Origin of the sequence: Lysinibacillus sp. PWR01 (assembly GCF_043359455.1) — a bacterium.
In the GTDB taxonomy this organism is placed as follows: domain Bacteria; phylum Bacillota; class Bacilli; order Bacillales_A; family Planococcaceae; genus Lysinibacillus; species Lysinibacillus fusiformis_F.
The window spans coordinates 1-24551 of sequence record NZ_JBHERJ010000102.1 but is presented as its reverse complement, the minus strand read 5'-3'; the positions used below and the strand labels follow the sequence as shown (position 1 = coordinate 24551).

Annotated in this window: 23 protein-coding genes and 1 pseudogene; 3 read left to right on the top strand and 21 right to left on the bottom strand. The window is 34.8% G+C overall.

Annotated elements, in window-relative coordinates; translation table 11 throughout:
• Positions 1 to 73: 73 nt before the first annotated feature.
• The 12 genes from spo0A to nusB form a co-directional block, all read right to left on the bottom strand.
• Positions 74 to 865, bottom strand: a complete 792-nt coding sequence (spo0A, locus tag ACEVFT_RS24580; RefSeq protein WP_016993890.1) for a sporulation transcription factor Spo0A — start codon at positions 863 to 865, stop codon at positions 74 to 76.
• A 385-nt stretch (positions 866 to 1250) separates the two neighbouring features.
• Complete coding sequence (locus tag ACEVFT_RS24575) at positions 1251 to 2198, bottom strand: SpoIVB peptidase S55 domain-containing protein (RefSeq protein WP_205444245.1); 948 nt, start codon at positions 2196 to 2198, stop codon at positions 1251 to 1253.
• Positions 2199 to 2320: 122 nt separating this feature from the next.
• Positions 2321 to 4012, bottom strand: coding sequence for a DNA repair protein RecN (gene recN, locus ACEVFT_RS24570; RefSeq protein WP_205444246.1), 1692 nt, complete (start codon positions 4010 to 4012; stop codon positions 2321 to 2323).
• Positions 4013 to 4045: 33 nt separating this feature from the next.
• Positions 4046 to 4495: a transcriptional regulator AhrC/ArgR gene (gene ahrC, locus ACEVFT_RS24565; RefSeq protein WP_004231170.1), complete on the bottom strand. Its 450-nt coding sequence runs from the start codon at positions 4493 to 4495 to the stop codon at positions 4046 to 4048.
• Positions 4496 to 4595: 100 nt separating this feature from the next.
• Positions 4596 to 5414 (bottom strand): TlyA family RNA methyltransferase, encoded by an 819-nt coding sequence (locus ACEVFT_RS24560; RefSeq protein ID WP_393951552.1) that lies wholly within the window; start codon positions 5412 to 5414, stop codon positions 4596 to 4598.
• Complete coding sequence (gene dxs / locus ACEVFT_RS24555; RefSeq protein ID WP_205444248.1) at positions 5414 to 7315, bottom strand: 1-deoxy-D-xylulose-5-phosphate synthase; 1902 nt, start codon at positions 7313 to 7315, stop codon at positions 5414 to 5416. The genes ACEVFT_RS24560 and dxs overlap by 1 nt, the downstream gene beginning before the upstream one ends.
• A gap of 163 nt (positions 7316 to 7478) precedes the next feature.
• Positions 7479 to 8360 (bottom strand): polyprenyl synthetase family protein, encoded by an 882-nt coding sequence (locus tag ACEVFT_RS24550; protein ID WP_205444249.1) that lies wholly within the window; start codon positions 8358 to 8360, stop codon positions 7479 to 7481.
• Between the two features lie 3 nt (positions 8361 to 8363).
• A complete protein-coding gene (gene xseB, locus ACEVFT_RS24545) occupies positions 8364 to 8597 on the bottom strand; it encodes an exodeoxyribonuclease VII small subunit (protein WP_008179899.1) in 234 nt (77 codons plus the stop codon).
• Positions 8594 to 9952, bottom strand: a complete 1359-nt coding sequence (gene xseA / locus ACEVFT_RS24540; protein WP_342440911.1) for an exodeoxyribonuclease VII large subunit — start codon at positions 9950 to 9952, stop codon at positions 8594 to 8596. Before xseA ends, xseB begins: the two co-directional genes overlap by 4 nt.
• 230 nt (positions 9953 to 10182) lie before the next feature.
• Positions 10183 to 10998, bottom strand: coding sequence for an undecaprenyl-diphosphate phosphatase (locus ACEVFT_RS24535; protein ID WP_205444252.1), 816 nt, complete (start codon positions 10996 to 10998; stop codon positions 10183 to 10185).
• 131 nt (positions 10999 to 11129) lie between these two features.
• Positions 11130 to 11984 carry a bifunctional methylenetetrahydrofolate dehydrogenase/methenyltetrahydrofolate cyclohydrolase FolD gene (gene folD, locus ACEVFT_RS24530; protein WP_054549163.1) on the bottom strand — a complete coding sequence of 285 codons (855 nt, stop codon included), beginning with the start codon at positions 11982 to 11984 and terminating at the stop codon, positions 11130 to 11132.
• A 31-nt stretch (positions 11985 to 12015) separates the two neighbouring features.
• The gene (gene nusB, locus ACEVFT_RS24525) at positions 12016 to 12399 is read right to left on the bottom strand and encodes a transcription antitermination factor NusB (protein WP_004231146.1); all 384 of its coding nucleotides are present in this window, start codon (positions 12397 to 12399) and stop codon (positions 12016 to 12018) included.
• A gap of 394 nt (positions 12400 to 12793) precedes the next feature.
• Here nusB and ACEVFT_RS24520 point away from each other — a divergent pair, with 394 nt between their 5' ends.
• Positions 12794 to 13696, top strand: a complete 903-nt coding sequence (locus ACEVFT_RS24520) for a MerR family transcriptional regulator (protein ID WP_342440913.1) — start codon at positions 12794 to 12796, stop codon at positions 13694 to 13696.
• Between the two features lie 124 nt (positions 13697 to 13820).
• Positions 13821 to 14990 carry an MFS transporter gene (locus ACEVFT_RS24515; protein ID WP_393951551.1) on the top strand — a complete coding sequence of 390 codons (1170 nt, stop codon included), beginning with the start codon at positions 13821 to 13823 and terminating at the stop codon, positions 14988 to 14990.
• A 94-nt stretch (positions 14991 to 15084) separates the two neighbouring features.
• On the opposite strand, the gene ACEVFT_RS24510 is transcribed toward ACEVFT_RS24515, so the two are convergent.
• The 8 genes and pseudogenes from ACEVFT_RS24510 to ACEVFT_RS24475 form a co-directional block, all read right to left on the bottom strand.
• On the bottom strand, positions 15085 to 15495 hold the full coding sequence (locus ACEVFT_RS24510) for an Asp23/Gls24 family envelope stress response protein (protein WP_205444257.1): 411 nt from the start codon (positions 15493 to 15495) through the stop codon (positions 15085 to 15087).
• A gap of 111 nt (positions 15496 to 15606) precedes the next feature.
• Positions 15607 to 15741 (bottom strand): nucleoside triphosphate pyrophosphohydrolase family protein, encoded by a 135-nt coding sequence (locus ACEVFT_RS24505; protein ID WP_279381297.1) that lies wholly within the window; start codon positions 15739 to 15741, stop codon positions 15607 to 15609.
• A gap of 213 nt (positions 15742 to 15954) precedes the next feature.
• Positions 15955 to 16494, bottom strand: coding sequence for a hypothetical protein (locus ACEVFT_RS24500; protein WP_205444258.1), 540 nt, complete (start codon positions 16492 to 16494; stop codon positions 15955 to 15957).
• A gap of 1055 nt (positions 16495 to 17549) precedes the next feature.
• Positions 17550 to 17690, bottom strand: a pseudogene (locus tag ACEVFT_RS24495) (purine-nucleoside phosphorylase); the annotation flags it as partial.
• Between the two features lie 488 nt (positions 17691 to 18178).
• Positions 18179 to 19717 carry an SIR2 family protein gene (locus ACEVFT_RS24490; protein ID WP_393951550.1) on the bottom strand — a complete coding sequence of 513 codons (1539 nt, stop codon included), beginning with the start codon at positions 19715 to 19717 and terminating at the stop codon, positions 18179 to 18181.
• A gap of 316 nt (positions 19718 to 20033) precedes the next feature.
• Positions 20034 to 20558 (bottom strand): GNAT family N-acetyltransferase, encoded by a 525-nt coding sequence (locus tag ACEVFT_RS24485; RefSeq protein ID WP_393951549.1) that lies wholly within the window; start codon positions 20556 to 20558, stop codon positions 20034 to 20036.
• Between the two features lie 20 nt (positions 20559 to 20578).
• Positions 20579 to 20992 carry a hypothetical protein gene (locus ACEVFT_RS24480; RefSeq protein WP_393951548.1) on the bottom strand — a complete coding sequence of 138 codons (414 nt, stop codon included), beginning with the start codon at positions 20990 to 20992 and terminating at the stop codon, positions 20579 to 20581.
• A 43-nt stretch (positions 20993 to 21035) separates the two neighbouring features.
• Positions 21036 to 21245 carry a tyrosine-type recombinase/integrase gene (locus ACEVFT_RS24475; protein WP_393951553.1) on the bottom strand — a complete coding sequence of 70 codons (210 nt, stop codon included), beginning with the start codon at positions 21243 to 21245 and terminating at the stop codon, positions 21036 to 21038.
• 571 nt (positions 21246 to 21816) lie between these two features.
• Here ACEVFT_RS24475 and ACEVFT_RS24470 point away from each other — a divergent pair.
• On the top strand, positions 21817 to 22989 hold the full coding sequence (locus tag ACEVFT_RS24470; protein ID WP_393951547.1) for a hypothetical protein: 1173 nt from the start codon (positions 21817 to 21819) through the stop codon (positions 22987 to 22989).
• Between the two features lie 180 nt (positions 22990 to 23169).
• Here the strand turns inward: ACEVFT_RS24470 and ACEVFT_RS24465 are convergent, their stop codons facing one another.
• Entirely contained in the window at positions 23170 to 24366 is a 1197-nt protein-coding gene (locus tag ACEVFT_RS24465) for a hypothetical protein (RefSeq protein WP_393951546.1), read from the bottom strand.
• Between the last annotated feature and the right edge of the window lie 185 nt (positions 24367 to 24551).

The following is a 24551-nucleotide window of genomic DNA, read 5'->3' as shown; positions in this document are numbered from 1 at the left end:
CAGTAAAATTTAAAAGGGCGCTATACTATGCGAAGTATAATTGCTGTATATGTTTATTATATATATGTCGGAACTAGCTAGCCATCATATCGATGCGGATTTTGTCTGCGATCATGGCAATGAATTCGCTATTTGTTGGCTTAGATTTTAAGTGATGGACTGTGTAGCCAAACATCGACGAAATGGATTCATAATTGCCTCGATTCCATGCAACCTCGATCGCATGGCGAATCGCACGTTCCACACGAGATGGTGTTGTATTGAACTTTTTGGCGATTTCTGGATATAAAATTTTTGTCACAGATCCTAATAATTCAATATCTTCAAAGACCATTTGAATGGCTTCACGCAAATAAGAATAGCCTTTAATATGGGCAGGTACACCGATTTCTTTAATGATGGCTGTAATCGTACTGTCCAATTGATGCTGATTTAATTTTTGAGGTACTGTCGGTTGTAACACGCTTGTCTTTTTCGGAAGTGTCGCCTTCTGTCCAGCACAATGCAAAATCTTTTGTACCAATTGATCGAATTCAAAGGGCTTTAGCATGAAGTAGGAAGCTCCTAAATCTACCGCCTGTTTCATGACATCTTCTTGGCCAAAAGCTGTTAGCATAATGACTTGAATTGATGACATTTTTTCATTTTGATACATGGATTCTAATACAGCTAAACCGTCAAGATGAGGCATTATTATATCTAGAAGTAAAATATCTGGTGTAAATTCCTCAAGCATTTGTAGACATACTTTTCCATTTGAAGCAGTTGCAATAATTTCTATTTCGGCATGTCCTTGAAAATACTGCTCCATTGTTTTTAATAACTCACGATTATCATCTGCAATCGCTACTTTTACCTTTGTCATTTCAATTCCTCCTTCTGGACTTGCTTTGAACACCTCAAAGCGATAACCTAAACCCCTAAATGCCGTTTTTGGCACACTGTGGAATTTTCGACATTTTTGTTTTAAAAACCTTTTCTATTTCCAAAAATGAGTATGTAGTCCGATACTTTCTTTTAATATCGACAAGTTACGCTAAATGGCTGCGACCTGTTGAATGCTCTAATAACTTATTTTAGATAAATTTAGTAGATAAAACTACAGTTTTTTTAAATATCATGACTCCTTCAGGAAATTATCAGAAATACATGTTGGATTCGATGAAATAAAGGTAAAAAATCCGTGTAGTTTCCTGCGGCATTTGTCCAGCCTGCGGAAAATTAAACGGATTTTTACCTTTCATCCCTTTTTATGAAGATCTTCTTAACATTTCCGCTACCGTTAGCGCTGCACCTTTTTTCGGCTCCTCCACAAACATATGTGTCACCGCACCGACAAAACGACCATCTTGAATAATAGGACTGCCACTCATTCCCTGCAAAATACCACCTGTTTTTTCAATGAGCTTCTCGTCAGATACTATAAATTCAAGGCGTTCATTTTCCACTTTGGTAATTTCAATTGAAAAGGTTTCCACCTTACTGCCTTCAATGGCTGTATAGATTTCTGCTTTCCCCGTTTTTATATCTTTTTCATGCATAATTTCTATCGCTTTGGGTAATCTTTGTTGATAACCGTCTTCCCAACGGCCAAAAATACCATAAATAGTATTTTTATCTATACTGCCTAGCCGTTCTTGATGCTTTTCAATGGAGGAAATTTTATAGCCTGGTTGGCCCGGTGTGCTTTTTCGGATTTGCTGAATAGAAGCTAAAAAAATGGAGCCAGCTCTAAAAACAGGGGCTTCTTGTAGGGTTGAATCGACGATTTGATGACCTAGTGCACCGTAATTTTTTGTCTCTGGATCAATATAAGTCAGTGTTCCTACTCCATCTGTTTCATCTTTTAAAAAGGAAATGACATGCTCTGCTTCTTGGTTTTGTAATTCCAATGTAATTTGTTGGCCACCACTATTGATCGTCCATTTCTGTTGGCCATCCTTTGCCACAGCTTGCTTGGCATCAGCAAGTGATTTTACTGGTATATTATTTATTTTTTCAATAACAGCGCCTCCTTTCATCCACTGATTGGAAGCTAACAGTACATCGTGTGCTACAAATACATGTGATAATTGAAGTTGGATTCCAATTGCTTCGCCCATCGGTATAAGCTTTTTGGCAGCTAAAGCTTGTATAGGCATCACTAATAAAAAGATGAGCATAGGCAAAATGACTAATTGACGCCAATGACGATTCATACGACACCTCCTTTTCATTTTTGTCTTTTTACTATGTGTTGTTGTGACGTTCTTATAAGCGGTAAATATTTGCGCAAAATGAAAAAAGCCAGAAACAGCTGAAACTGTTTCTGGAATAAAGGTTAACGCATTTGTTTTTTTCGTTCATCTGCCATTTTTAATAGCTCCGTTGCATGCTGTAATGTTAACGCTGTAATTTCGGTTCCAGACATCATACGGCTTACTTCCTCTATACGAGCGTCTTGATCAATCTCTGATAATGAAGTAAATGTTCGATCGTGTTCCACTTCTTTTTTGATGAAGTAATGATGATCGGCCATCGCAGCAACTTGTGGTAAATGTGAAATACATAAAACTTGAGAATTTACAGAAATCGCGGCAATTTTTTCTGCAATCGCTTGCGCCACACGACCACTGACACCTGTATCAACCTCATCAAAAATAATGGAGGTAATTCCATTGGAAGAAGAGAAAATGGTTTTCAATGCCAGCATCATTCGTGATAATTCTCCGCCAGATGCAATTTTTGGTAAAGACTTTGGAGGCTCTCCAACGTTTGTGGAGATGTAGAAAATAATTTGATCTTTCCCATTAGCATCGAAATAGGATAATTCATCAAAATTGACAATAAATTTTGCCTTTTCCATATGTAATTCACGTAGTTCTGCCATAATCGCTTCACTTAATTGTTGGGCTGCAGCTTTACGTACTGTTGAAAGTTCACTAGCCAACTCATTGAGTACAGCTTCCATTTCTAACACGCGTCGTTCTTTCACCTGCAAAATTTCATCGCGATTCAACAGCTCATTTAACTCAGTTTTAATTTTTTCATAATAAGCCAAGATTTCTTCTACTGTTGTACCATACTTGCGTTTTAAATTTTGCAATAATGCTAAACGTTGCTCCACCTCGTTTAAACGAGCTGGATCAAATTCTAATTCATCTAACACATTTTTGACCTGATAGGCTGCATCCTGCAATGCATAAAACGCAGTTGTAACTGCCTCAGACGATTCTTTAAATTGCTCATCAACCGTTGCAGCGTCTTCTAAAGCACCCATTGCCGTACCGATCCAATCAAGCCCTTTTGTTTCGCCTTGAATGGCTTCATAGGCTGCACTAGAGCGTTCAAAAATTTTATTAAAATTCATCAGACGACGGCGTTCGTCTAGAAGCTCGTCTTCCTCGCCTAATTTTAAATTGGCTTCGTCCAACTCTTTGATTTGAAATTGATACAAATCGATACGTTGTGCCATCAATTGCTCATCAATGGATATGGAAGCTAAGTCTTTTTTGAGTAAACGGTATTCATCGTACTGAGCACGATACGTTTTTTGAATGGGCAATAGCTCTTCTTCTGCAAACTGGTCGAGCAAATTGATGTGCTGCTTTTCATCCATTAGCTCTTGATTTTCATGTTGGCCATGAATATCAATAAGACTAGCTCCAATGTCTCTTAGTACCGATAATGGCACAAGCTTTCCATTCACACGGCAAATACTTTTACCCGTATCATTTAAATCACGACGTAAAATAATCGTATCTTCTTCTATTTCAATGCCTGCTTCTTCTAACTTTTTCAGAACAGGATGTACTGAACTCGAAATTTGAAATAAGCCACCCAATTCTGCTTTTCTTGCGCCATGTCGAATAAATTCAGTGTTGCCTCGTCCACCAGCAAGTAAATGCACCGCATCAATGATAATGGATTTTCCGGCACCTGTTTCCCCTGTGAGAACTGTTAAGCCTTCTAAAAAGCTGACAGTCAAATCCTCAATGATGGCAAAGTTTCGAATACTAAGCTCTCTTAACACAAAATGTCACCTCTAAATCAATTTAACCATTTTTTAAAGCATGTCTAATAAGCGATTTTTTGTATTTTCACGCTCATTTTCATTTCGACAAATAATTAAAATGGTATCATCTCCAGAAATTGTACCTAAAATTTCTGGCCAATCTAAATGATCAAGTAAGGATGCAATGGCATTCGCATTCCCCGGAAGAGCTTTCATGACTAAAAAATGTGATGCCCCATCAATACTTACAAATGCATCCGCTAATGCACGATGTAATTTTTGGACTGGGTTGAAACGTTGATCTGCGGGTAAGCTATATTTATAACGACCATCCTGCAGTGGTACTTTCACTAAATGAAGCTCTTTTATATCTCGTGATACCGTAGCTTGTGTGACATTATAGCCTGCTTCTTTTAAAAAATCGACTAAATCATCTTGCGTTTCAATCTCGTGATTGGCGATAATATCCCGAATCCGTATATGTCGTTGTCCTTTATTCAACGAAATCACCTCTTATAAATAATTGTTTATGTGTATAATCACACTACCATTTTCAACAAAAAAGCACAAGAAAAAACACGGCTCTATAAGCGAGCACGTGTTATTTTAAAGAATTATGCGCTTCTTCAACGAGTGCATTAAAAGCTGTATATGCAGGTAGAATTTCTTGTTCAATAGGATTCACTAAATGGAATAAAAATTCAATATTTCCTTCTCCACCTGTGATGGGCGAGAACGAAGCATCTTTCACTACAAAACCAATCTCTGTTGCCATTGCAGCCGTTTTTTCCAATACTTCTAGATGTACTTTTTTATCACGAACAATTCCCTTTTTGCCTACTTTATCTTTACCTGCTTCAAACTGAGGTTTCACCAATGCCATAACATCCCCGCCTGGCATCAATAATGTTTTTAATACTGGTAAAATCAGTGATAACGAAATAAAGCTGACATCGATTGTTGCAAAATCAGGTAAACCTTCTGATAAATCGGCTGCCGTTGTATAGCGAAAATTCGTTTTCTCCATTACCGTGACACGTTCATCTGAGCGAATTTTCCAAGCTAATTGGTTAGAACCAACATCTAGTGCATAACAATGTCTTGCTCCATGTTGTAAGGCGCAATCTGTAAAGCCACCTGTAGAGGAGCCAATGTCAAGCATTAGCTTCCCTTCTACAGACATATCAAAAATTTGTAGCGCCTTTTCTAATTTAAGGCCACCACGGCTCACATATTTTAAATCTGAGCCCTTTACTTGTAGCGGTGCATCGACGGCAATTTTCTCGCCTGCCTTATCAATACGTATTTCATTCGAAAAGACAATTCCCGCCATAATGGAACGTTTTGCTTTTTCTCTTGTTTCACATAGCCCACGCTCTACAAGTAAAATATCTACTCGTTCTTTTGGTTGTTTTGTCATTATTTATTCAAGCCCACTTGCTGTTTTTGTTGAAGTAATACGTGCATACGTGCAACCGTATCCTCTGCTGTCATATGAATTTCTGCGAGTAGCTGATCTACGTTGCCATGCTCAATATATTGATCTGGGATGCCCATTCGATCAACAAGCGCATTTAAATAGCCGTGGTCATGAGCAAACTCTAATACACCACTACCAAAACCACCTTGTAAAACAGCTTCTTCAATTGTTAAAATTGGTTTTTGACTAGATAATATACGGTGTAGCATATCCTCATCCATCGGTTTGATAAAGCGAGCATTGACCACTTCAATATCGATACCTTGTTGCGCTAGCATTTCTGCAGCTGCCATTGCCATTGGAATCGTTGTACCAAATGTCAGAATCGATGCGTCTTTCCCCTCACGTAAAACTTCCCAGCTACCAATCGGTAAAGCGACAAGCTCATCATCTAATGGCACACCAATCCCATTACCTCGTGGATAACGAAGTGCAATTGGACCACCATCATAATCAATCGCTGTTTTTACCATATGTTGCCCTTCATTTTCATCCTTTGGCATCATGATGGCCATGTTTGGAATATGACGAAGGAAAGCAATATCAAATACACCTTGATGTGTTTCTCCATCTGCTCCCACTAAACCAGCACGATCAATACCGATAAAGACATTTAAATTTGGGCGAGCAATATCATGTAATACTTGGTCATATGCACGTTGCAGGAATGTAGAATAAATCGCTAAAAATGGTTTCATATTTTGCGTAGCTAATCCTGCAGCCATCGTTGCCGCATGTTGCTCAGCAATACCCACGTCGAAGAAACGATTTGGGAAGTCCTGTTGAATACCTTGTAGCTTTGAACCTACAGGCATGGCAGGCGTAATCGTTACCACTCGCTCATTTTCATGGGCAATTTTACGAACCGTCTCAGCAATTAAACTACTCCATGCTGGTCCAGTTGCCTCAGACTTTACAAAGGCACCATTTTCAATTTTATAAGGACCTGTTCCATGCCAATTCCCAATTGTATCATCCTCGGCTGGTTTATAGCCTTTTCCTTTTTTCGTAATGACATGAACAAGGACTGGCCCTTTCACTTTTTTCGCGTGTGATAAAGTCATTTCAAGCGCTTCAAAATCATGCCCATCAATCGGACCAAGATATTTAAAACCTAGCTCCTCAAAAAACACACCCGATACTACTAAATATTTCAAGCTGTCCTTCACGCGTTCTACAGTAGACGCAAGCTTTCCACCTAGTACTGGAATCTTATTAATAAGTGACTCGAGCTCTTCCTTGGCTTTTGAGTACTCCTTCGCTGTACGTAGACGACCTAAAACATTGTGTAACGCGCCAACATTCGGTGCAATCGACATTTCATTATCATTTAATATAACAATCATATTCGTTTTCGCATGGCCAATATGATTTAATGCCTCAAGTGCCATACCACCTGTTAAAGCGCCATCTCCAATAATAGGGATAACAAAGTTGTTTTCTTTTTTTATATCACGTGCTGCTGCCATACCCATGGCTGCTGACAAGGAAGTCGAGCTATGACCTGTTTCCCACTCATCATGTTCACTCTCCACGCGCTTTGGAAACCCACAAAGCCCTTTGAACTGACGTAGTGTGTCAAATTGACTCGCACGACCTGTTAAAATTTTATGCACGTAAGCTTGGTGGCCAACATCCCACAAAAACTTATCTTTTGGACTGTCAAACATTTTATGCAGCATTATCGTTAACTCAACTACGCCTAAATTCGGCCCGATATGCCCACCTGTGACAGAACATTTTTCGATTAAGAAGGTACGAATTTCTTGGGCAAGCTGCTCAAGCTCCTTCTTATTTAAGTTTTTTAAAAAGGATGGACTAGTTATTTTATTTAAATCCACCTTTCTCACACACCTTTTCAATAAAATATTCACCGCAATTGTGTTTCCACCATTATAGCAGTGTTATCAATATGCTAAAAGTACGAGCACTTCATTGTTTGCATATTGCAAACGTTCCCACCTATTCTAGCATATTCTTTTCCTTCAACGCCTTGATTTTCTCTTAGTTTTTACGATGTACAATATAAGCCGCAAAGTCACGTAATAGGCTGACATCTATTGGTAATTGATCGAGTGCGTTAATGGCATGTTGATAATGCTCAGCAAGCTTTTCTTTTGCTCCCTCTAGTGTTAACAGTGCTGGGTAGGTACTTTTATCACTAGCGACATCTTTCCCAGCTGTTTTTCCTAGTTCTTCTGTTGTTCCCTCAATATCTAAAATATCGTCTTGAATTTGGAAAGCTAAACCAATGTGATGCGCATACTCCTTCAATGTAGCACGGTCTTGTTCTGACACATCTGCAAGTACGGCTCCCGCTTCAATACTAAAGCGCAATAAAGCACCTGTTTTATTGACATGGACTTGTTCCAATTCAGCTAAATTAAGCTGACGTTGTTCCCCTTCCATATCTAGTACTTGACCACCAACCATGCCTTCTGCACCAGCTGCAACGCTTAGCAATTGGACAAGTTCAATACGCTTTTCAGCAGAGATTTCCATACGTGCTAAAATGCCAAATGCCAGTGTGTTTAACGCATCACCAGCAAGCGTAGCCAGCGCTTCTCCATAAACTTTGTGATTTGTTGGCTTACCTCTTCTGAAATCATCATTATCCATGCTTGGTAGATCATCATGGATTAAAGAATACGTATGAATAATTTCAATCACTGAACCGACAATCAAACCGTCCTGTAGATTTTCACGGTAAAGCTCCAGTACTGCTAACACAAAAAGTGGACGAATTCGTTTACCGCCCGCCTTTAATGAATACAGCATGGATTCCTTTAAATCTGCTGGTGCATCAATTTGTTCAACAAGTGCAAACATGGTCTCTTCAATTTGTGGTGTATTGCTTTCGATAAAGTACTTTAATGGCTCATTCATTTCCTAATTCTCTCCCTTTAGTGGATCAAATGCTGTTGTTTCACCAGTCTCTTGGACAATTGATACAAGCTGCTCCTCAGCATGTTGCAGCTTACTATGGCAAAATTTTGATAGCTCCATTCCTTGCTTGTATAAATCAATCGCATTTTCCAATGGCACATCACCTTGTTCTAATTGGCGAACGATTTCTTCTAGTGCCGTCATGGCTTCTGCAAATGTTTGTTGTTTTTCTGTCACAACAATTCCCCCTCATTCTTTGGCAAGATATTCGTCACTTCTGCCACAACCTTTCCATCATGGAAGGTCAGTGTCAGTTGATCCTGCTTTTGCACCTCAGTGGATGATTTGATCATTTGCTGCTCTTTATATGCTACTGTAAAGCCTCTTGTTAGAATAGACAGTGGATTTAAAGCTTCTAATGTTCTAACGGTTGACTCAAATTTTTGTTGTTGCTTCGCCACATAATACGCTGTAGCACGTGATAATTGTTGGACACGCGCTTCAAGCTCTCTCTGATGAAAAGCAAGTGCCTTTTTGGGTGAATGTTGCTCCACCGTACTATGTAATTGTTGAAGTTGGGCGGCTTTTTTCATCAAGCTCACTTGCATCGCTGTCTGCAATCCAGACTCAAGCTGTGCCAATCTTTCCGTAAAAGGTCGATAAAGTCTTTCTGGCATTGATAACGGATAAGACTGCTGGAGCTTATTTAGACGTTGTCGCTCAGCCATAAGTTGCGACCTAACCATTTGATGAAGCTGTGATTTTTGCGTCAGCACACGTTGGTAGAGCTCCGCTTGATCTGGCACAGCCATCTCAGCAGCTGCCGTTGGTGTCGGTGCACGTAAATCTGCTACATAATCGGCAATCGTCGTGTCTGTTTCGTGACCAACCGCACTTATAATGGGGATTCGGCTTTCAAAAATAGCTCGTGCCACGATTTCTTCATTAAATGCCCATAAGTCCTCGATTGAGCCTCCCCCTCGCCCGACAATCAACACGTCACAGCTCGCCTCTTGATTAGCACGTTGAATATTTTGCACAATATTCGGTGCTGCCTGAGCTCCTTGCACAAGTGTTGGATAAATCAAAATTTCCGCAAGTGGGTAACGCCTCTTTAAGGTTGTACAAATATCCCGGATAGCTGCACCAGTAGTTGAAGTGAGCACACCAATTTTTTCAGGAAACTTTGGAATCGGCTGTTTCCACTCTGGTTTAAAAAGCCCTTCTTTTTGTAATTGCTCTTTTAATTGATTGAAGGCAACAAATAAGCTACCAATGCCGTCTGGTTGCATTTCCTGTACATAGAGCTGATAAGTTCCATAGCCTTCGTAAACGTTTACATCACCACGGATAAATACTTGCATACCTTCCTTCGGCTCAAACGCTAATTTGGTAGCCGCTGTTTTAAACATCGTAGCAGCTATTCGGGCACCATCGTCTTTTAAGGTAAAGTAAATATGACCGGATTGATGAATTTTCACATTCGATAATTCACCTTTTACATAGACTTCACGCAAATGTGGATCTGCATCGAATTTTCGTTTAATATATTTTGTTAACGCTTTTACTGTTAAATAAGAAGCAGAGGACATGTTTTCGGCTCCTTTACTAAAATCAAGTTTTTCACAAAACTACACCTATCATAACATTTTTTACAGTCGTTGACGTGCCAAAATGCAGTTTCGCTAGAAAAAATGACTGTCTTTCTTCTATCGAAAAACAACTATAACACATTCCTACACGTTCTCACTATTAGAAACCGTCTATTATGACAAATAACAAACAAAGCCCCATAACTTCATACGTTATGAGACTTTATATTTTAATAGAATAGTAATAAAAGAGTTCCTACAATAAAACAATAATACGTAAAATAGCTAAGTTTGCCACTTTTCATAATGCCCATAAACCAACGCATCGCAAAATAAGTCATAATAAGTGTCGCCAAGAAAGTGGCGGCGTAGGGAAGTGCTAAGGCACCTTTATTCGGCTCGTCTAAAAAATCTGTAATACCGAGGACTACCCCACCCAAACTCACAGGAATATAAAGCATAAAAGAAAAACGTAAGGCTGTATCCTGCTTCATCCCTACTGCTATGGCTGAAATAATCGTAGCTCCTGAACGGCTAATGCCTGGCGTTAAAGCGACTGCTTGCCCTAATCCTACAATGATAGCATCTTTTGCACGTAAATCTGCATCTTTCTTCTTGCCACGCATATTACGTATTAGCCACAATGCGGTCCCTGTCACAAATAGCATAAGCGCAATCGTCGTCATACTTACATTATCCGCAATAACGTCACTTAATAACACCCCTAAAACGCCAGCAGGGATTGAACCAATTATTATATAGAGAGCAAAGCGAAAATCCGCATTATAACGCTTTTCTCCCGTTTTCAAGTAAAGAAAAAAATGGCTAATCAGACGAACAATATCCTCACGATAAATATACATAATAGCGAGTAACGAAGCTGTATTTGTTAAGATGGCAAAAGTAAAACCTTGTTCACCTAGTCCCAGTATTTCGCTGGCAATCATCACATGCCCACTCGACGATACAGGAATTGGCTCTGTAAAGCCTTGGACAAGTCCAATAATGATATGCTTAACAATTAACATAATATCAATATTTTCCATAAAGACCTCCTTCTAAGTATGTATGTCCCAAACGTTACATTAGACGTCCAAATAGCAGAAAAGTTCTGATTTTACGCAACAAAAAAAGTCATCTCACAGCAATGTTGAGATGACTTTTTTTCAAAGGATTTTTATTTTGCAAGCGTATTTTCAGCTGCTTGCACTGTGTTGAATAGTAACATTGTGATGGTCATTGGACCTACGCCACCTGGTACAGGCGTAATATGAGACGCAATTCCATCCACTTCTGCAAAGTTTACGTCGCCGCATAATTTATTGTTGTCATCGCGATTAATCCCTACATCAATGACAACAGCCCCTTCTTTCACATGCTCTTTCGTAATAAAATTTGCACGTCCAACAGCGGCAATTAAAATATCCGCTTGTTTTGTAAATGAAGGTAAATCTGGCGTTTTAGAGTGTGTATAGGTAACCGTTGCATCTTTTTGTAAAAGTAGTTGTCCCATTGGTTTACCAACGATATGACTACGACCTACAATCACAGCATGTTTTCCAGCGATTTCAATTCCTGAATACTCAAGAAGCTTCATCACGCCAAACGGTGTACAAGGTAAAAATGTTTCTTGGCCAAGCATCATTTTCCCAACACTTACAGGTGAGAATCCATCGACATCCTTCTCGACCGCAATCGTTGCAATGACTGTATCCTCATCAATATGTTTTGGGAGTGGTAATTGAACTAAAATACCATGAATATCCTCACGTTGATTTAAAAGCTCAATTTGTGCTAGTAATTCCTCTTGCGTTGTTTCTTCTGGTAATTTAATGAGTTCTGAAAACATACCAATTGCTTCACAAGATTTCTGTTTATTTCTCACATATGTAGCTGATGCTTGGTTGTCTCCAACTAACACAACCGCTAAACCAGGTGTTAACCCTCGCTCTTTTAAACGAATGACACGCTCTGCTACAGCATTACGAATTTCTTGACCAATCTCTTTACCATTAATAATTGCACTTGACATAAACCTTCGTTACTCCTTCCAATTCAACACATTATTCTTGTTCTGTAAATTTAGAAAGTACACCATTGACGAATTTAGATGAACTATCATCGCCAAATGTTTTACATAACTCGATTGCTTCGTTTAGTACTACTCTTTTTGGTGTTTCTGGCATGTATAACAATTCATATACAGCTAGGCGTAAAACCGTTCTTTCAATTTTGGGTAGACGGGCAAGTGACCACTTTTCAAGATGCTGTTCTAATGTAGCATCGATTTCCTCCAAATGTTCAGCTGTTCCATTCACGATCTTTTCATAGAAGGCATTGGTAGGTTGACCCTTAATATGGCCCATTGCTTCTTCAACTGTTAGATCCGTATTGTCTAGCTGAAACAAAACTTGCAACGCTTTTTCGCGTGCTTCATGTCGTTTCATGTAAAGCTCTCCTTCTTAAGTGGCATTAAGGTTTATAATAGCATAAAATCACACGAGAAACACGATTTCAAGCAAGTTTTCAATAATCTGAAACCTTTTTCAAGGAACTTTTTGCTTAAGCTCACTTCTTATCGAATAGTGGTATTCAAAAATGATTGTTTCCTGTTCATAATGGTATAATAAAGAAAATGAAAAGATCTTTAGAGGTGTTCACAATGCAATATGAAGCTACATGCCCTAGCAGTAAAAAACATTTAAATTGGTTGAAGGTGAAGAACAATATAAACAAATAAAGAAACGTAAATCTCACCTATTTTACTGCGAGGATTGCAAGCATAAAATTCGTTTTGATGCCATTCGAAACTTCTTTAGCTATTACTAGTGGAGGCCATTTATGAAGGAACATTATTATACGATAGGTGAGGTTGCCAAACTTTCAAACTTATCGGTTCAGACATTACGTTATTATGATCAAATTGATTTATTTAAGCCTGCTTATATCGATACCTACACCAATTATCGGTATTATAAAGGCAATCAGCTATTCTATTTAGATATTATAAAGTCTCTTAAATATATCGGCGTTTCACTGGATGATATAAAAAAAGCACTTAGACTAACCTCTGAAGAATTGCTTGATTTTTTAGCTCAGCAGGAACTACGCATCAATGAAAAAATTTTACGTTTAAACGAAGCAAAAAATACTTTACTGAAAACTAAAAAGCAATTACAAGAGCAAATTGATATTCCAGTCTTCGGTGAGGTCTATGTGCAGATAGAAGAGGCCATGCCCGTTCTTCAAGTAACCACTACTGAATTAACACCAACATCAAGCACCAGTACATACTATGCCACTTTAATTAAAATTATAGAAAAGGAAGGCAGTGTCTTAAACAGTCGTTATGGCTGTATTTATCCATTAGAGCCTTATAAAGATGTCAATGATATTATTTATGATGCTATTTTCACTCCCCTATTAACGGAGCGCACATTTTCGAAGCTCTCACCAAACATACAACAAACCATTATCCCTGGTGGTAAATATGTATGCATTGCCTTTATTTATGATCCTGATACTTATTTTTCATTCTATGAAAAATTGAGAAATCATGTATTGGCTCAGCAGGAACTATTTGAGTCGCAGGTGTATGAGCTATATATGCCAGCAACGCTCACTATGGAGCAAGAAAAGAAATTTATAGTAGAATTAAAGATTAGGCAAAAACAAGAGACACAAAATTCCTCCGAAAAAGTAACTGTGCACTCGTATAACTCTCTACAAGAATTCCCAAACTAATAAAAACTTTAAAAAATAAAAACAAATCTTTTGACCCTATAGTTACTATAGGGTTTATCGTATTACATGGAAATATTCTAGTAGATTGAAAACATGTATCGCGAACAATTAGAAGGAGAAGTTTATGAGCAAGAAGCAAAATATAACCTTAGCTATTTTATTATCTAATCTTTTCATTGCCTTTTTAGGGATTGGTTTAGTCATCCCTGTTTTACCAACCATCATGAATGAGCTACATATTTCTGGCTCTGTTGTTGGTTATATGGTGGCAGCCTTTGCCATTACACAACTAATCGCATCACCAATTGCAGGTAAGCTTGTTGATACTATTGGCCGCAAAGTTATGATTGTTGCAGGTCTTTTTATTTTTGGACTTTCTGAGTTTTTATTTGGATTCGGTCGTTCTGTTGAAATCCTCTTTGTCTCCCGTATGCTAGGTGGCGTAAGTGCAGCTTTCATTATGCCCGCCGTAACCGCTTATATAGCAGATATTACGACATTGGCACAGCGCCCTAAAGCACTTGGCTATATGAGTGCAGCCATTAGCACAGGTTTTATTATCGGTCCTGGAATCGGTGGATTTTTAGCTGAAATTGGTACACGTGTCCCATTTTATGCAGCTGGGGTACTTGGTCTGTTCGCAGCTATCCTGTCATTCATGTTTTTAAAAGAGCCGTCACGTGCTACAGACAATGAAGAAGCAGCACCATCCATTTTAGGGAGTGTCAAGCGAGTGTTTAGCCCACTCTACTTCATTCCATTCATCCTTATTTTCGTGTTGTCATTTGGCCTCGCTGCATTTGAATCGTTGTTTAGCTTATTCGTTGATCACAAATTTGCGTTTACACCATCTGATATTGCTATTATTATTACAGGAAGTGGTATTGTCGGTGCCCTAGCTCAATTAATACTATTTGATTGGCTGACAAAGAAAATGGGCGAGATTAATGTTATTCGTTATTCGTTAATCCTTTCAGCAGTATTAACATTCGCCATGACGATCGTGAGTCATTATTTTGCCATTTTATTTGTTACATTCTTTATTTTCGTAGGCTTCGATTTAATTCGCCCTGCTGTTACTTCATATTTATCAAAAATTGCTGGAAATGAACAAGGATTTGTTGGTGGTATGAACTCTATGTTTACAAGTCTTGGTAATATTTTCGGTCCTATTCTAGGTGGTATATTGTTCGATATCAACCTGAACTATCCATACTACTTTGCCACAATCGTCTTGGTGCTTGGCGTCATTCTTGCGTTATTCTGGAGAAAGCCAAAGCATATAGAATTATAAAAATAGCGATACACATCCACATGAACCCTAGAGAAATCCATATAAAAAGGACTGCCCTTGATGAACGAATCATCATTGGGCAATCCTTTTCTTTTTATTCATGTACTACTGCTTCTTCTTTTTCAAAGTGAATACCTGTAATATGCACATTCACTTCTGCTGTTTCTAGTGCTGTCATATTAAAAATAGCCTGACGGATTTGCGTTTGAACTTCTTTTGCTACCTTAGGAATGGCATATCCATATTTTACAGAGCAAAATACATCAATGGCAATTTCACCAGTTTCCGTTACACCTGATTTAATGCCTTTATTGTGTACCTTTTTACCGAAACGTTCCACGACACCCGTCGCAATATTTCCACGAGTTGCAGCAATGCCTTCAACCTCATTTACAGCAATCCCAGCCACAACTTCGATCACCTCTGCCGCTACCTCAATTTTTCCAAGCTCTTCTTTCCCAGAAGGTGTTGGTTGTACGAAAGATTGTCCTACTTTCTCTGCCATACAAATATCATCCTTTCCCTTACACATCACAAACAAGTGCTGTACTTACATTTATTATACTATAAAAAGGAAGGTTTGGCTGTCGAAAGCCGTTTTAATTTAAAATGGGCTTTATTGATCTTCTACATCTATTAAATAAATTCTTTTATCAAATCCACCACGAATTTCTCTCTTGTGCTCACGCGTCGCTTCTAGCTCCTCAAAACTTACACCTAACATACTGATAGCCGTATGAATGAGTTCCATATATCTAATACTACATCACTTTCCTCTACAAGAAAGAGCAGAAATTTAAATTAAAATAAACCAATTTCATAAAGAAAGTCTAAAGACTATTAGAAGTGACCTTAAAATTTAACAATGAGTTTTATAAATTATGAAAAAAGTTTGATAGATTATTTATTTCTTTGATAAAAATATTTCTATAATAAACTTTTCTCAATATAATTTAAATAAATTTCAAGAATTGATAAGATAAACTAAATTAGCATGTTTAGTTAAAAAATCATTAATTTTTTCTTCAGTAAACAGCTTATCATTTTTATTTAAATATTTTTTATTAGATAATGATTTAAAAAATTCAAGTTCTTGAATTACTTTAACATTCTCTAGTTTTATAATATTATTATATATGCTTCCTTCATCAACTTTCATTTCTTTTCTATAATAGTCAGGAAGTTTTTGTATCGCTTCCTCAAAAAGTTTTGGTGATTTATTTCTAAAAATTATATTTTTTATATGTTCGGCTTTATAAAATTCTGTCGGAAAATAGGAGTTCTCATTTCCTTCAGGATTAACTATAATATATAATTCGGGTTCTTCTGTAATAATCTTATTTTGAATATCTAAATTAATATTATTAAATAAATTTGTTCCAAAATAAACGTCCTTTGCTGTATAGTCTGTTTCCTTAGAATAGTTCCCTTTAATGTGTGAATAAAAATTATCACTTTGTTTAAGTTTAATTAAAACTGTAAATCCATCAAAGATATTTCCCATTTTGATTCTCCTTTTTATATAGGTATCCTTCAGTTTTCAACCTATTTCATCACAGTCTTTTTATAAATATAGAAATGATACTTCATCATTAAATTAGAATCCTCTTTAGTTTAGATTTTAAAAAATTCTTCTAATGATGATTTACTTCTACTCAGATAAGAACAAGTAGTACCTACATCCCCTTGACAATTATTACTCCTAAATATGGTTTGCCAAAATAAAAATGGGATTCTTCCTTGTGCCATAATTACATTTATTCTATCACGTATTTCGTAGTTAATGTCTGCTTCTGTTAATTGGACTAACGAATACCATGAATTTTTGCACATTCTATTGCTACACTTTGAAAATTTGATGTAGATATAAAATTCCTTTTTGTGCTTCTAAAGACTAAATTTTCAATATGTAATATTTGCATTTTTTATTTATTTTAGATATTTCATTTAATAGTCTACGAATATCTCCTAAATTCTTTTCTCTAACTTCTAATAAACTATCTACAACATCAGAAGCAACCTTCCTCTTTGAATCTGTTCGTTTTTTGAAATACAATTCATAAAAAAACCTTTTAAATCATGCTTGCACCAATATAAATTGCATATCGCTTCTTTTAAACATTAAACAACTATAAGTCGATATATTCATTTGTTTTCATTCTTCCACAGTCAAGATACTTAATTAAACAATAGATAGGAAATAACAGTTTTCAATACCGTATTCTGTATAAATTATATATCAAATAAATTATTTCTTTCCTTTGTCCTTTTAAAGTTTATAAAAAACCTCCTAACTACTAACAGTTAGAAGGTTTAAAATTGCGAACGCTTACTTCACTTTTTCTGCTACACCCAAAACATCATTCTCTTCAAGGAACTTCGTATTGAATTGTGCTGATTTAAACACGTCATTGTTCATCAATGCTTGGTGGAATGGAATGGTTGTTCCATAAAAGACTAGTAATAATAAAATTCATTACCCTAGCCTACTCCCCCCAAGCTTAAAACAAATATTTAAGAACAGAACAATCTCAGAACGCTATTCTATTACCATCTTTCTCAATGATAACATTGCGTAAAGCTAAATGCTAGCTTAAACATTACATTCACCATATCGTTGAATGTTATTCGGCATTCTTCTGAAATCGTTTCTTCACTAGTAAGTATGTGGTCACTTACTGTTAGGACAGAAAGTGCTTGATATATCGAGGATTTTTGAACTTTTCAATGCAATTTTTAGTCACTATGGTCACCTGTTTTTAGGTGACCATTTTCTATTTCAATTCATTTGAAATAACATATTAGATGAATAAAATGGATAACATACAATCCGAGGTAACTATTTTCCCGAATATTTGAAACATCTTCCCTTGTCTAATGCCACAGCATTCCGTATGCTTTTTCACTGTAATCCCAATACACCCGCTTCTAAGCTCCAAAATATTGATATACCCAATGTTTTCTCCACAAGGGAGTATTACATATTTATGAACTTGGTTCAAAGACCTAATATAATTTAGTGTACTCAATAAAATACGAATTACAAAGGAAACCTCAATGTTACATAAAAACACAGTTTATCCTCTACATACACATATCATTGATTTCTTGTAATCCATTTTCTCATCATATAAATAACCTTATAATATCAGTAAAAATACTATATCCTCAAATATTTGGATGTATTTTTATATTTGCCCCATTAAGGGTATTGTTATTTTATATAGATCCTCTTGCTCTGCATACTTTTTAAAATCATATACACAAAGCAATTTTCTATAATCTGTGGTCTTTTTTTCTTCATATTCTCTCAAATATTTTTCTGTTTCTACTAAAGGGATATTACCTTTCAAAATTCCATATATTATTGCTAAATCTTTTTTTGTCTGAGGAATTTCTGCGTCAGAAAGAATATTTTGTATATAATTATGCTCAACTTCAAAACGCACAGGCGTTTCTAATAAACTATTGATTTTTTTAATCTGATTAATTTTTAGGTCCTCAAACCTCTCAATATTTTTTTGGATTATACCAAAACCAAAAATCGGAAAGTATTGACTGTTTTGGATAGTTAGTTTATTGATTAACTCTAGTAATTGATGATTGGATTCATCAATAATATTAAAGTAATTTTCCATCATCTCTGATGATGTATGGAAATCATACTTTATAGTTTTCAAAGAGCCGATAGCTAATACCTTCTCACCATTCTGTAAACTATCTATATCTTCAGTAATACTTACTTTAATATCGCCACCTGTATAAATTTCTTTTACAATTGACTGAACTTTCCTTATATCCATAGCAGATACAGGTAAAACTAAATCAGATAGACCTTTATATATTTCATCAAAATTATCAGTTTTGATTTTGTTTATTCTAATTGTAGAAAAACCCTTCATATCAATATCATGATTAGTCACTTCTTGATTATTAGAACCCGCTTCATATTCTACTAATAAAAAATTCTTTCTAATTTCTTCAGCTTCTTCAGTATTTGGATTTACATAAGTAAATATTGTTTTAAGAATATCCTTTATATTGTTGTCACCTATACTATAACCTAAAAAGATAATAGGATGATGAATAAACAGTGATAACAATTGTGCTCTAATTAATTCATATCTCTCATTAAATTCTGTATAATCAGATTCTGTTATAATTATTTTACTCGGCTCATCAAGACTTCCATGTATTTTGTAAATAGAACCATATGGATTACTTAATAAAATTTCATTTCCAATTAATGTTTTAAACTCAAAAATATCTTCAATAAACGAATCATAATTTGTAGTAATTACAGACCCAATGTTCTTCCTTATTTTCTTTAATTCTGCTATTTCCTCTAATTTGTCATCTTTAAATGAATAGTTTCTTAAAATTTCAGAAATATACAATTTTAGCCGACTAATATTTTTACCCATTTCCATATTTTCATAAAAAATATCATTTATTTTTTTGAACCTTCCGTTCCTATCACTTTTTACAACGTTATTAAAATAAGTTTCTAGTTCACTTGCAATTTTTGTGTAATCATATTCTCCATCAATTTCATATTTAGATTTAATATCATAATAATGTTCATTAGAGCCCACTAATTCATAAGATATATGTTTCAATAGACCATCCCATGTAAAAGAGTTTTCTAAGTATCGTAAGCTAATTCCTGTTCCAATAAAAACAACGGGATGATTTTTAAATCCCTTTATAAACTCTCTAATATTCAAATTTCTCACCTCATACTGTTATCTAAAATAATAAATTATATTACTATTTTACATGCAATAATATATTCTGTTTAATTTTACAATATTTTAAAATATATACCTATACTTATATACTTTATTCAATTAATAATAGTGCTTTTGAGTATCAAAAATCCATTTATCCAACAAAAAACTCGGAGCAAACTCTACTATTAAGTAGATTCTCCAAGCTTTTCTTATTGTTATTTAATTATTCCCACTCAATAGTCGCTGATGGCTGTAACTACGATGTAATATAATACAGTAAGCCCAAATATTTGGACAACGCCACCCTGTACTATCCTATTAAACTATTAAGTTTTAGAAGCATTAATTCTGGCTCAGACGCGATTCTTTTACCTTTTATATTCCGAAACTTTTTAAATCCATATTTTTCATTAAATTTGAATGCATTGTCATTAATCGCTTCAGCCGTAATAAACATACAACCAGACATTTCAACAATAGCTTTTGTTTGTTTTAATACTTCTTTAAGGATTTTCTTTCCGTATCCTTGCTTTCTAAATTCGTCAGAAACACCTAGATAATGTAGACGAACAGAAGGGAAACTATTAATCGATGTCCAATGTTGAATATCGAATTTCCTTTTTTTATCTCCTCCAACAGTGACAATATCATTATACATTGAATAATAACCAATGATATTAGATTGATCATCAATTAGCACTCTTGTAGTAGTATATAACTCTAAATCATTCTTTAGAGCTTCATTTATTAAATATTCTTCCACAATTGGTTCATCAGTACATTTAAAAGTGTTTAATATTTTAGCATCTAATTCTCTAATATATTTCCAATACATAAAATCCCCCTATGACTAATCTACCTGTCTGTCCTCAAGCCTCTAGTTTTACCTTTATTTCCAATAATAGTAGACTTAGCTTTTACACCAACGTTGACTACCACATGATCGCCATTCTTTAAAGCAATTTTTTGTCCAGCAACATTATTATGCTTTGCAACTATGCGAGCTATTTCTTTAAATTTATCTGGAACTCTAGTTTCTCTGTTAGCCCTTCCTACCCTAGGTTCATATATTTTAGATGTACCACGTCTTGTACTGATCGGAATTATGGTTATAGTACTAGTAGATTCTTCATTATCATCCTCTTGTAGTAATGCTCTAGCACGCTTAATTCCCTCATCATCACTATCATCTTCCTCTAGCCATTTGAAAAATTCTTCTTTTTCTTTTGGGTCATTAAAAATTATCTTTGTTGACCTAGGTCGATTCACTCGAACACCCCTTTTACTAATTTGGAAAATTATACAAAAAATACTAATAAAAACTAATATTTCTTATAGAATTTTCAATAGATTCTTCTGTGATTCCAATGTAACGTAAAGTCATTTTCTGTGACGAATGGTTGAATATCTCCATTAATGTTGCTACGTCTTTTGTCGCTTGGTAATATGTGTATCCAAATGTCTTACGCATAGTATGAGTACCAATTGAGTCATTCCCAATCATATCACCAGCTTTAGCAATACTACGATAAACTTGTGTTGTAGTAAAATGACCACCACCCCTACGACTAGCAAATAGGTGTACCGCATCTTTAGGTAATGTTTCTATTTAATCAGCAAGATCAGTTATAAAGCTAACCATTCTTTCCTTTTTGGTCTTACCCTCTCTAATTTTGAATGACGATTTACCTTTTACTTGTTCAACTTTGAGAGCAACTAAATCCCCACACCGTAAACCTGTTGAAATGCCTAATTTAAATCATCACGCAAACCATTTTTAGACATCCCCAATGCTTCTATTAATTCATGAATTTCTTTTTTTGTTTTTAAAGGTTGAACATCAATCAACATTCCCTTTTTTTAGTTCATATTTACCATAATTCAAGCTCTTTTATGTATGCTAGTTTAAACTTAATTATAATACTACTTATTCAATAAATTAACTATTAAGGATTGTCTTTACATCAGTATACCATATGTATCCTTTGTATAAAAAGCATACATGATTAATAGAAAGATTATTTTTGTAAATATATAAAATTCGACATAATATGTCTTAAATGGTAATATAGTTACAAAAGGGAGGGAATATTATGAAAAATCATATTTATCAAGTTTATTATTCAAAACAGGATAATTCTCCTAAAGCTCGTTTCAAAGATTTGAAGTATCTAATTAGAGAATCTGATTTAGATCTATTAATAGGTGAAACATTCCCGCTAACTGAATTTGATTTAGAATCCGAGATATTGATAGACGGTTCAAAAGAATTAATAACATTATTTGAAAAAGTAGACGAAGAGAAGTTAGACATTGTAGAAAAACTTCAAAATATGGAGTATATCGGTTTATCTGATAATAATGAGATCATTCTACGATTTAATAATAAAGATTTGGAAGAGGATTTTAATGCAATAGGAATATATGACTTTACTTACGATTTTTTAGATGATATTTTTCATATGGGTAAATTTTCTAAATATTGTATTTCTAACTCCTATCGTGATTTATTAAGAGAGAACATTACCCAGTTATTTGAAAAAGAACCTAATATACAAAAACAATATAGATTGATGAAGCATGATGGAGATTGGCTTTTAAGAGGGCTTACCTCTACCCGTTATAATAATTATGATAATCATCTTGCTATCTATTTAACTTTAATTTTCCTACACAAATATTGCCAAGTAAATAAAACAAAGTTTGTAGTAGAACGAGCATTCTTAACAGACTCTGCTATTAACATATTTTTCAATCTAGAAAGCCCTATTAAAATTGAAAATATAGGATATATTTACTTTGGCGTTTACATTTCCAATAATGAAATTAAGGAAGGGAAATTTTCCCTTGAACTGAGATACACTATTGTTAATGATAAAAACCAGAGCTTTAGCGGGATATCTGATCATGTTTTTAACATTAATCACTCCACTGGTGTAAATACAGTTAAAGAGAAACTAATTAATTCTAATAAAATTAACGAATTAAAATTACGTACTCTTGAACATATGAAAAACATTAAAAATAGTGAATTAACCCAAAATCAACTTTATATGATATTTAGAAAAATTCAAAACTCTAAACAAAAATTAAGCACAGCTTCTAGAGATAGCGCAAAGAAATTATATGATAGTAATCTAGTTACTAATACATTAACAATAATTGAAGCATTTGATAAAATAAATCAAATTACAACCGATGTCGAAGAGAAAATTTATTTAGAGAGAATATACAATGAAATAATTATAGAATTAGGGAAATCATAAGACCTTCAGATTTTGGAGGTCTTTTTCTCTTAACTTTAAAGCCCCCACATCAATGTAAGGGCTGAATAACTTTATGTTTGAAATGCTTGATTTGCATTATATATGTTTTTTGTGTTTTTATATAAGGCTAATCAAAAATTCCAAAACCCTTATATTTTTGTTCTACACGATACAATCATTTTATTTAAAAGTGTGTCCATAGTATTCCTGTAATTCTTTAATTCGTTGTGCGTACAATCTATCAAAGTATAAAGCATAATATTTTTCATCATATGTATAATCTTGTCTTTTGTTATGATATTTTACTTCTCTCGTATTTGAATCGTAGATTTCCTTAACAGATTCATCTAATTCAATTACATTTATTTTTTCACTTAGAAAATTGTCTTCTCTCTTTTGTGCTTCACTCACAACATAATCATGTCTATTTTTATGAAATTTATTTTCATTTTCTTCTATAAATACTTGCGTGTCTTTTTTGAATTGCTCAATAACACCCTTATTGTATTTTTCTAAATAATGTATAATTTTCTTCTTTCGCGCTTTTAAAATAATTGCGTATGTCTTATACCAATAACTTAAGCCAATAATATTCTCATTTTCATCTGTGATTAGCGCTAACCCTTTTTTCCATTCATCGCGATATTCCCGAGATCTTGATGAATTGTAAAATGTATTTAAATACCAATCGCTTACATTATAACGTTCCATCAACTCTCTTTGAAGTGTTAGTATTTTCTTAACTGTACTTTCATGCAAATTGACTGTTTTATCATCTTCTTCAACATATCCTTTTGGTACAGAGTAATATTCGATTAGATTAGCTTTCTGCATTCTTTTCAATGTACCTGCTAATTGACTTTGTAAAGTTTTTAATTGATATATAAAATCGTTTAAAATTCTATCTTCACCTTCACTAATAATATTGTTTTCCTTTAATTCTTGTAAACATTGTTCTTTAAAATGTTGATTGTATTTAGCAGGTAATAATTCATATATCTTTAAAGATATTAATCCAAAATCAAAGCACCATTTACTTAAAGTTTGCGCTGTTTCTTCTACTAACCCTTGTTCTAAAACAGAAACAACCATAATATCCATGTTCTTTATGTATGGATTGCTCCATGCACCATTGCTTATTCTTCCATCTTCTTTTGGTGTAGGTTCATCTTTCTCGCCACTAAGCTCATAAACATAACCACGACCTTTTGCTGGTTTTACACTCTCAACTGTATTGTAATATCTTTTCATTTCATTAATTAAGGATATTTCAATATCCTTGTTCGTGAATTTTCCATATTTCAAAAAATGTCTCTTGCAATCCTCCGACCCGAATAATTCTACCGCTTCCTTTTTCGCTAAAACTAATTTTACCATTTTTCCATTCTCCTTTAACCATTAAGGTAAAGGTAATTACTCATAATATAATTATTATTTTATTATTGGTGAATACCTTTACCTTAATTAACATTTGCACTACGTACTTTTTATCACCATCCTTTAACAAGCAAAAACCGCTTGTTAAAGCCTCGCCGAAAAAGTACCAAAACGGCGTAATTAAA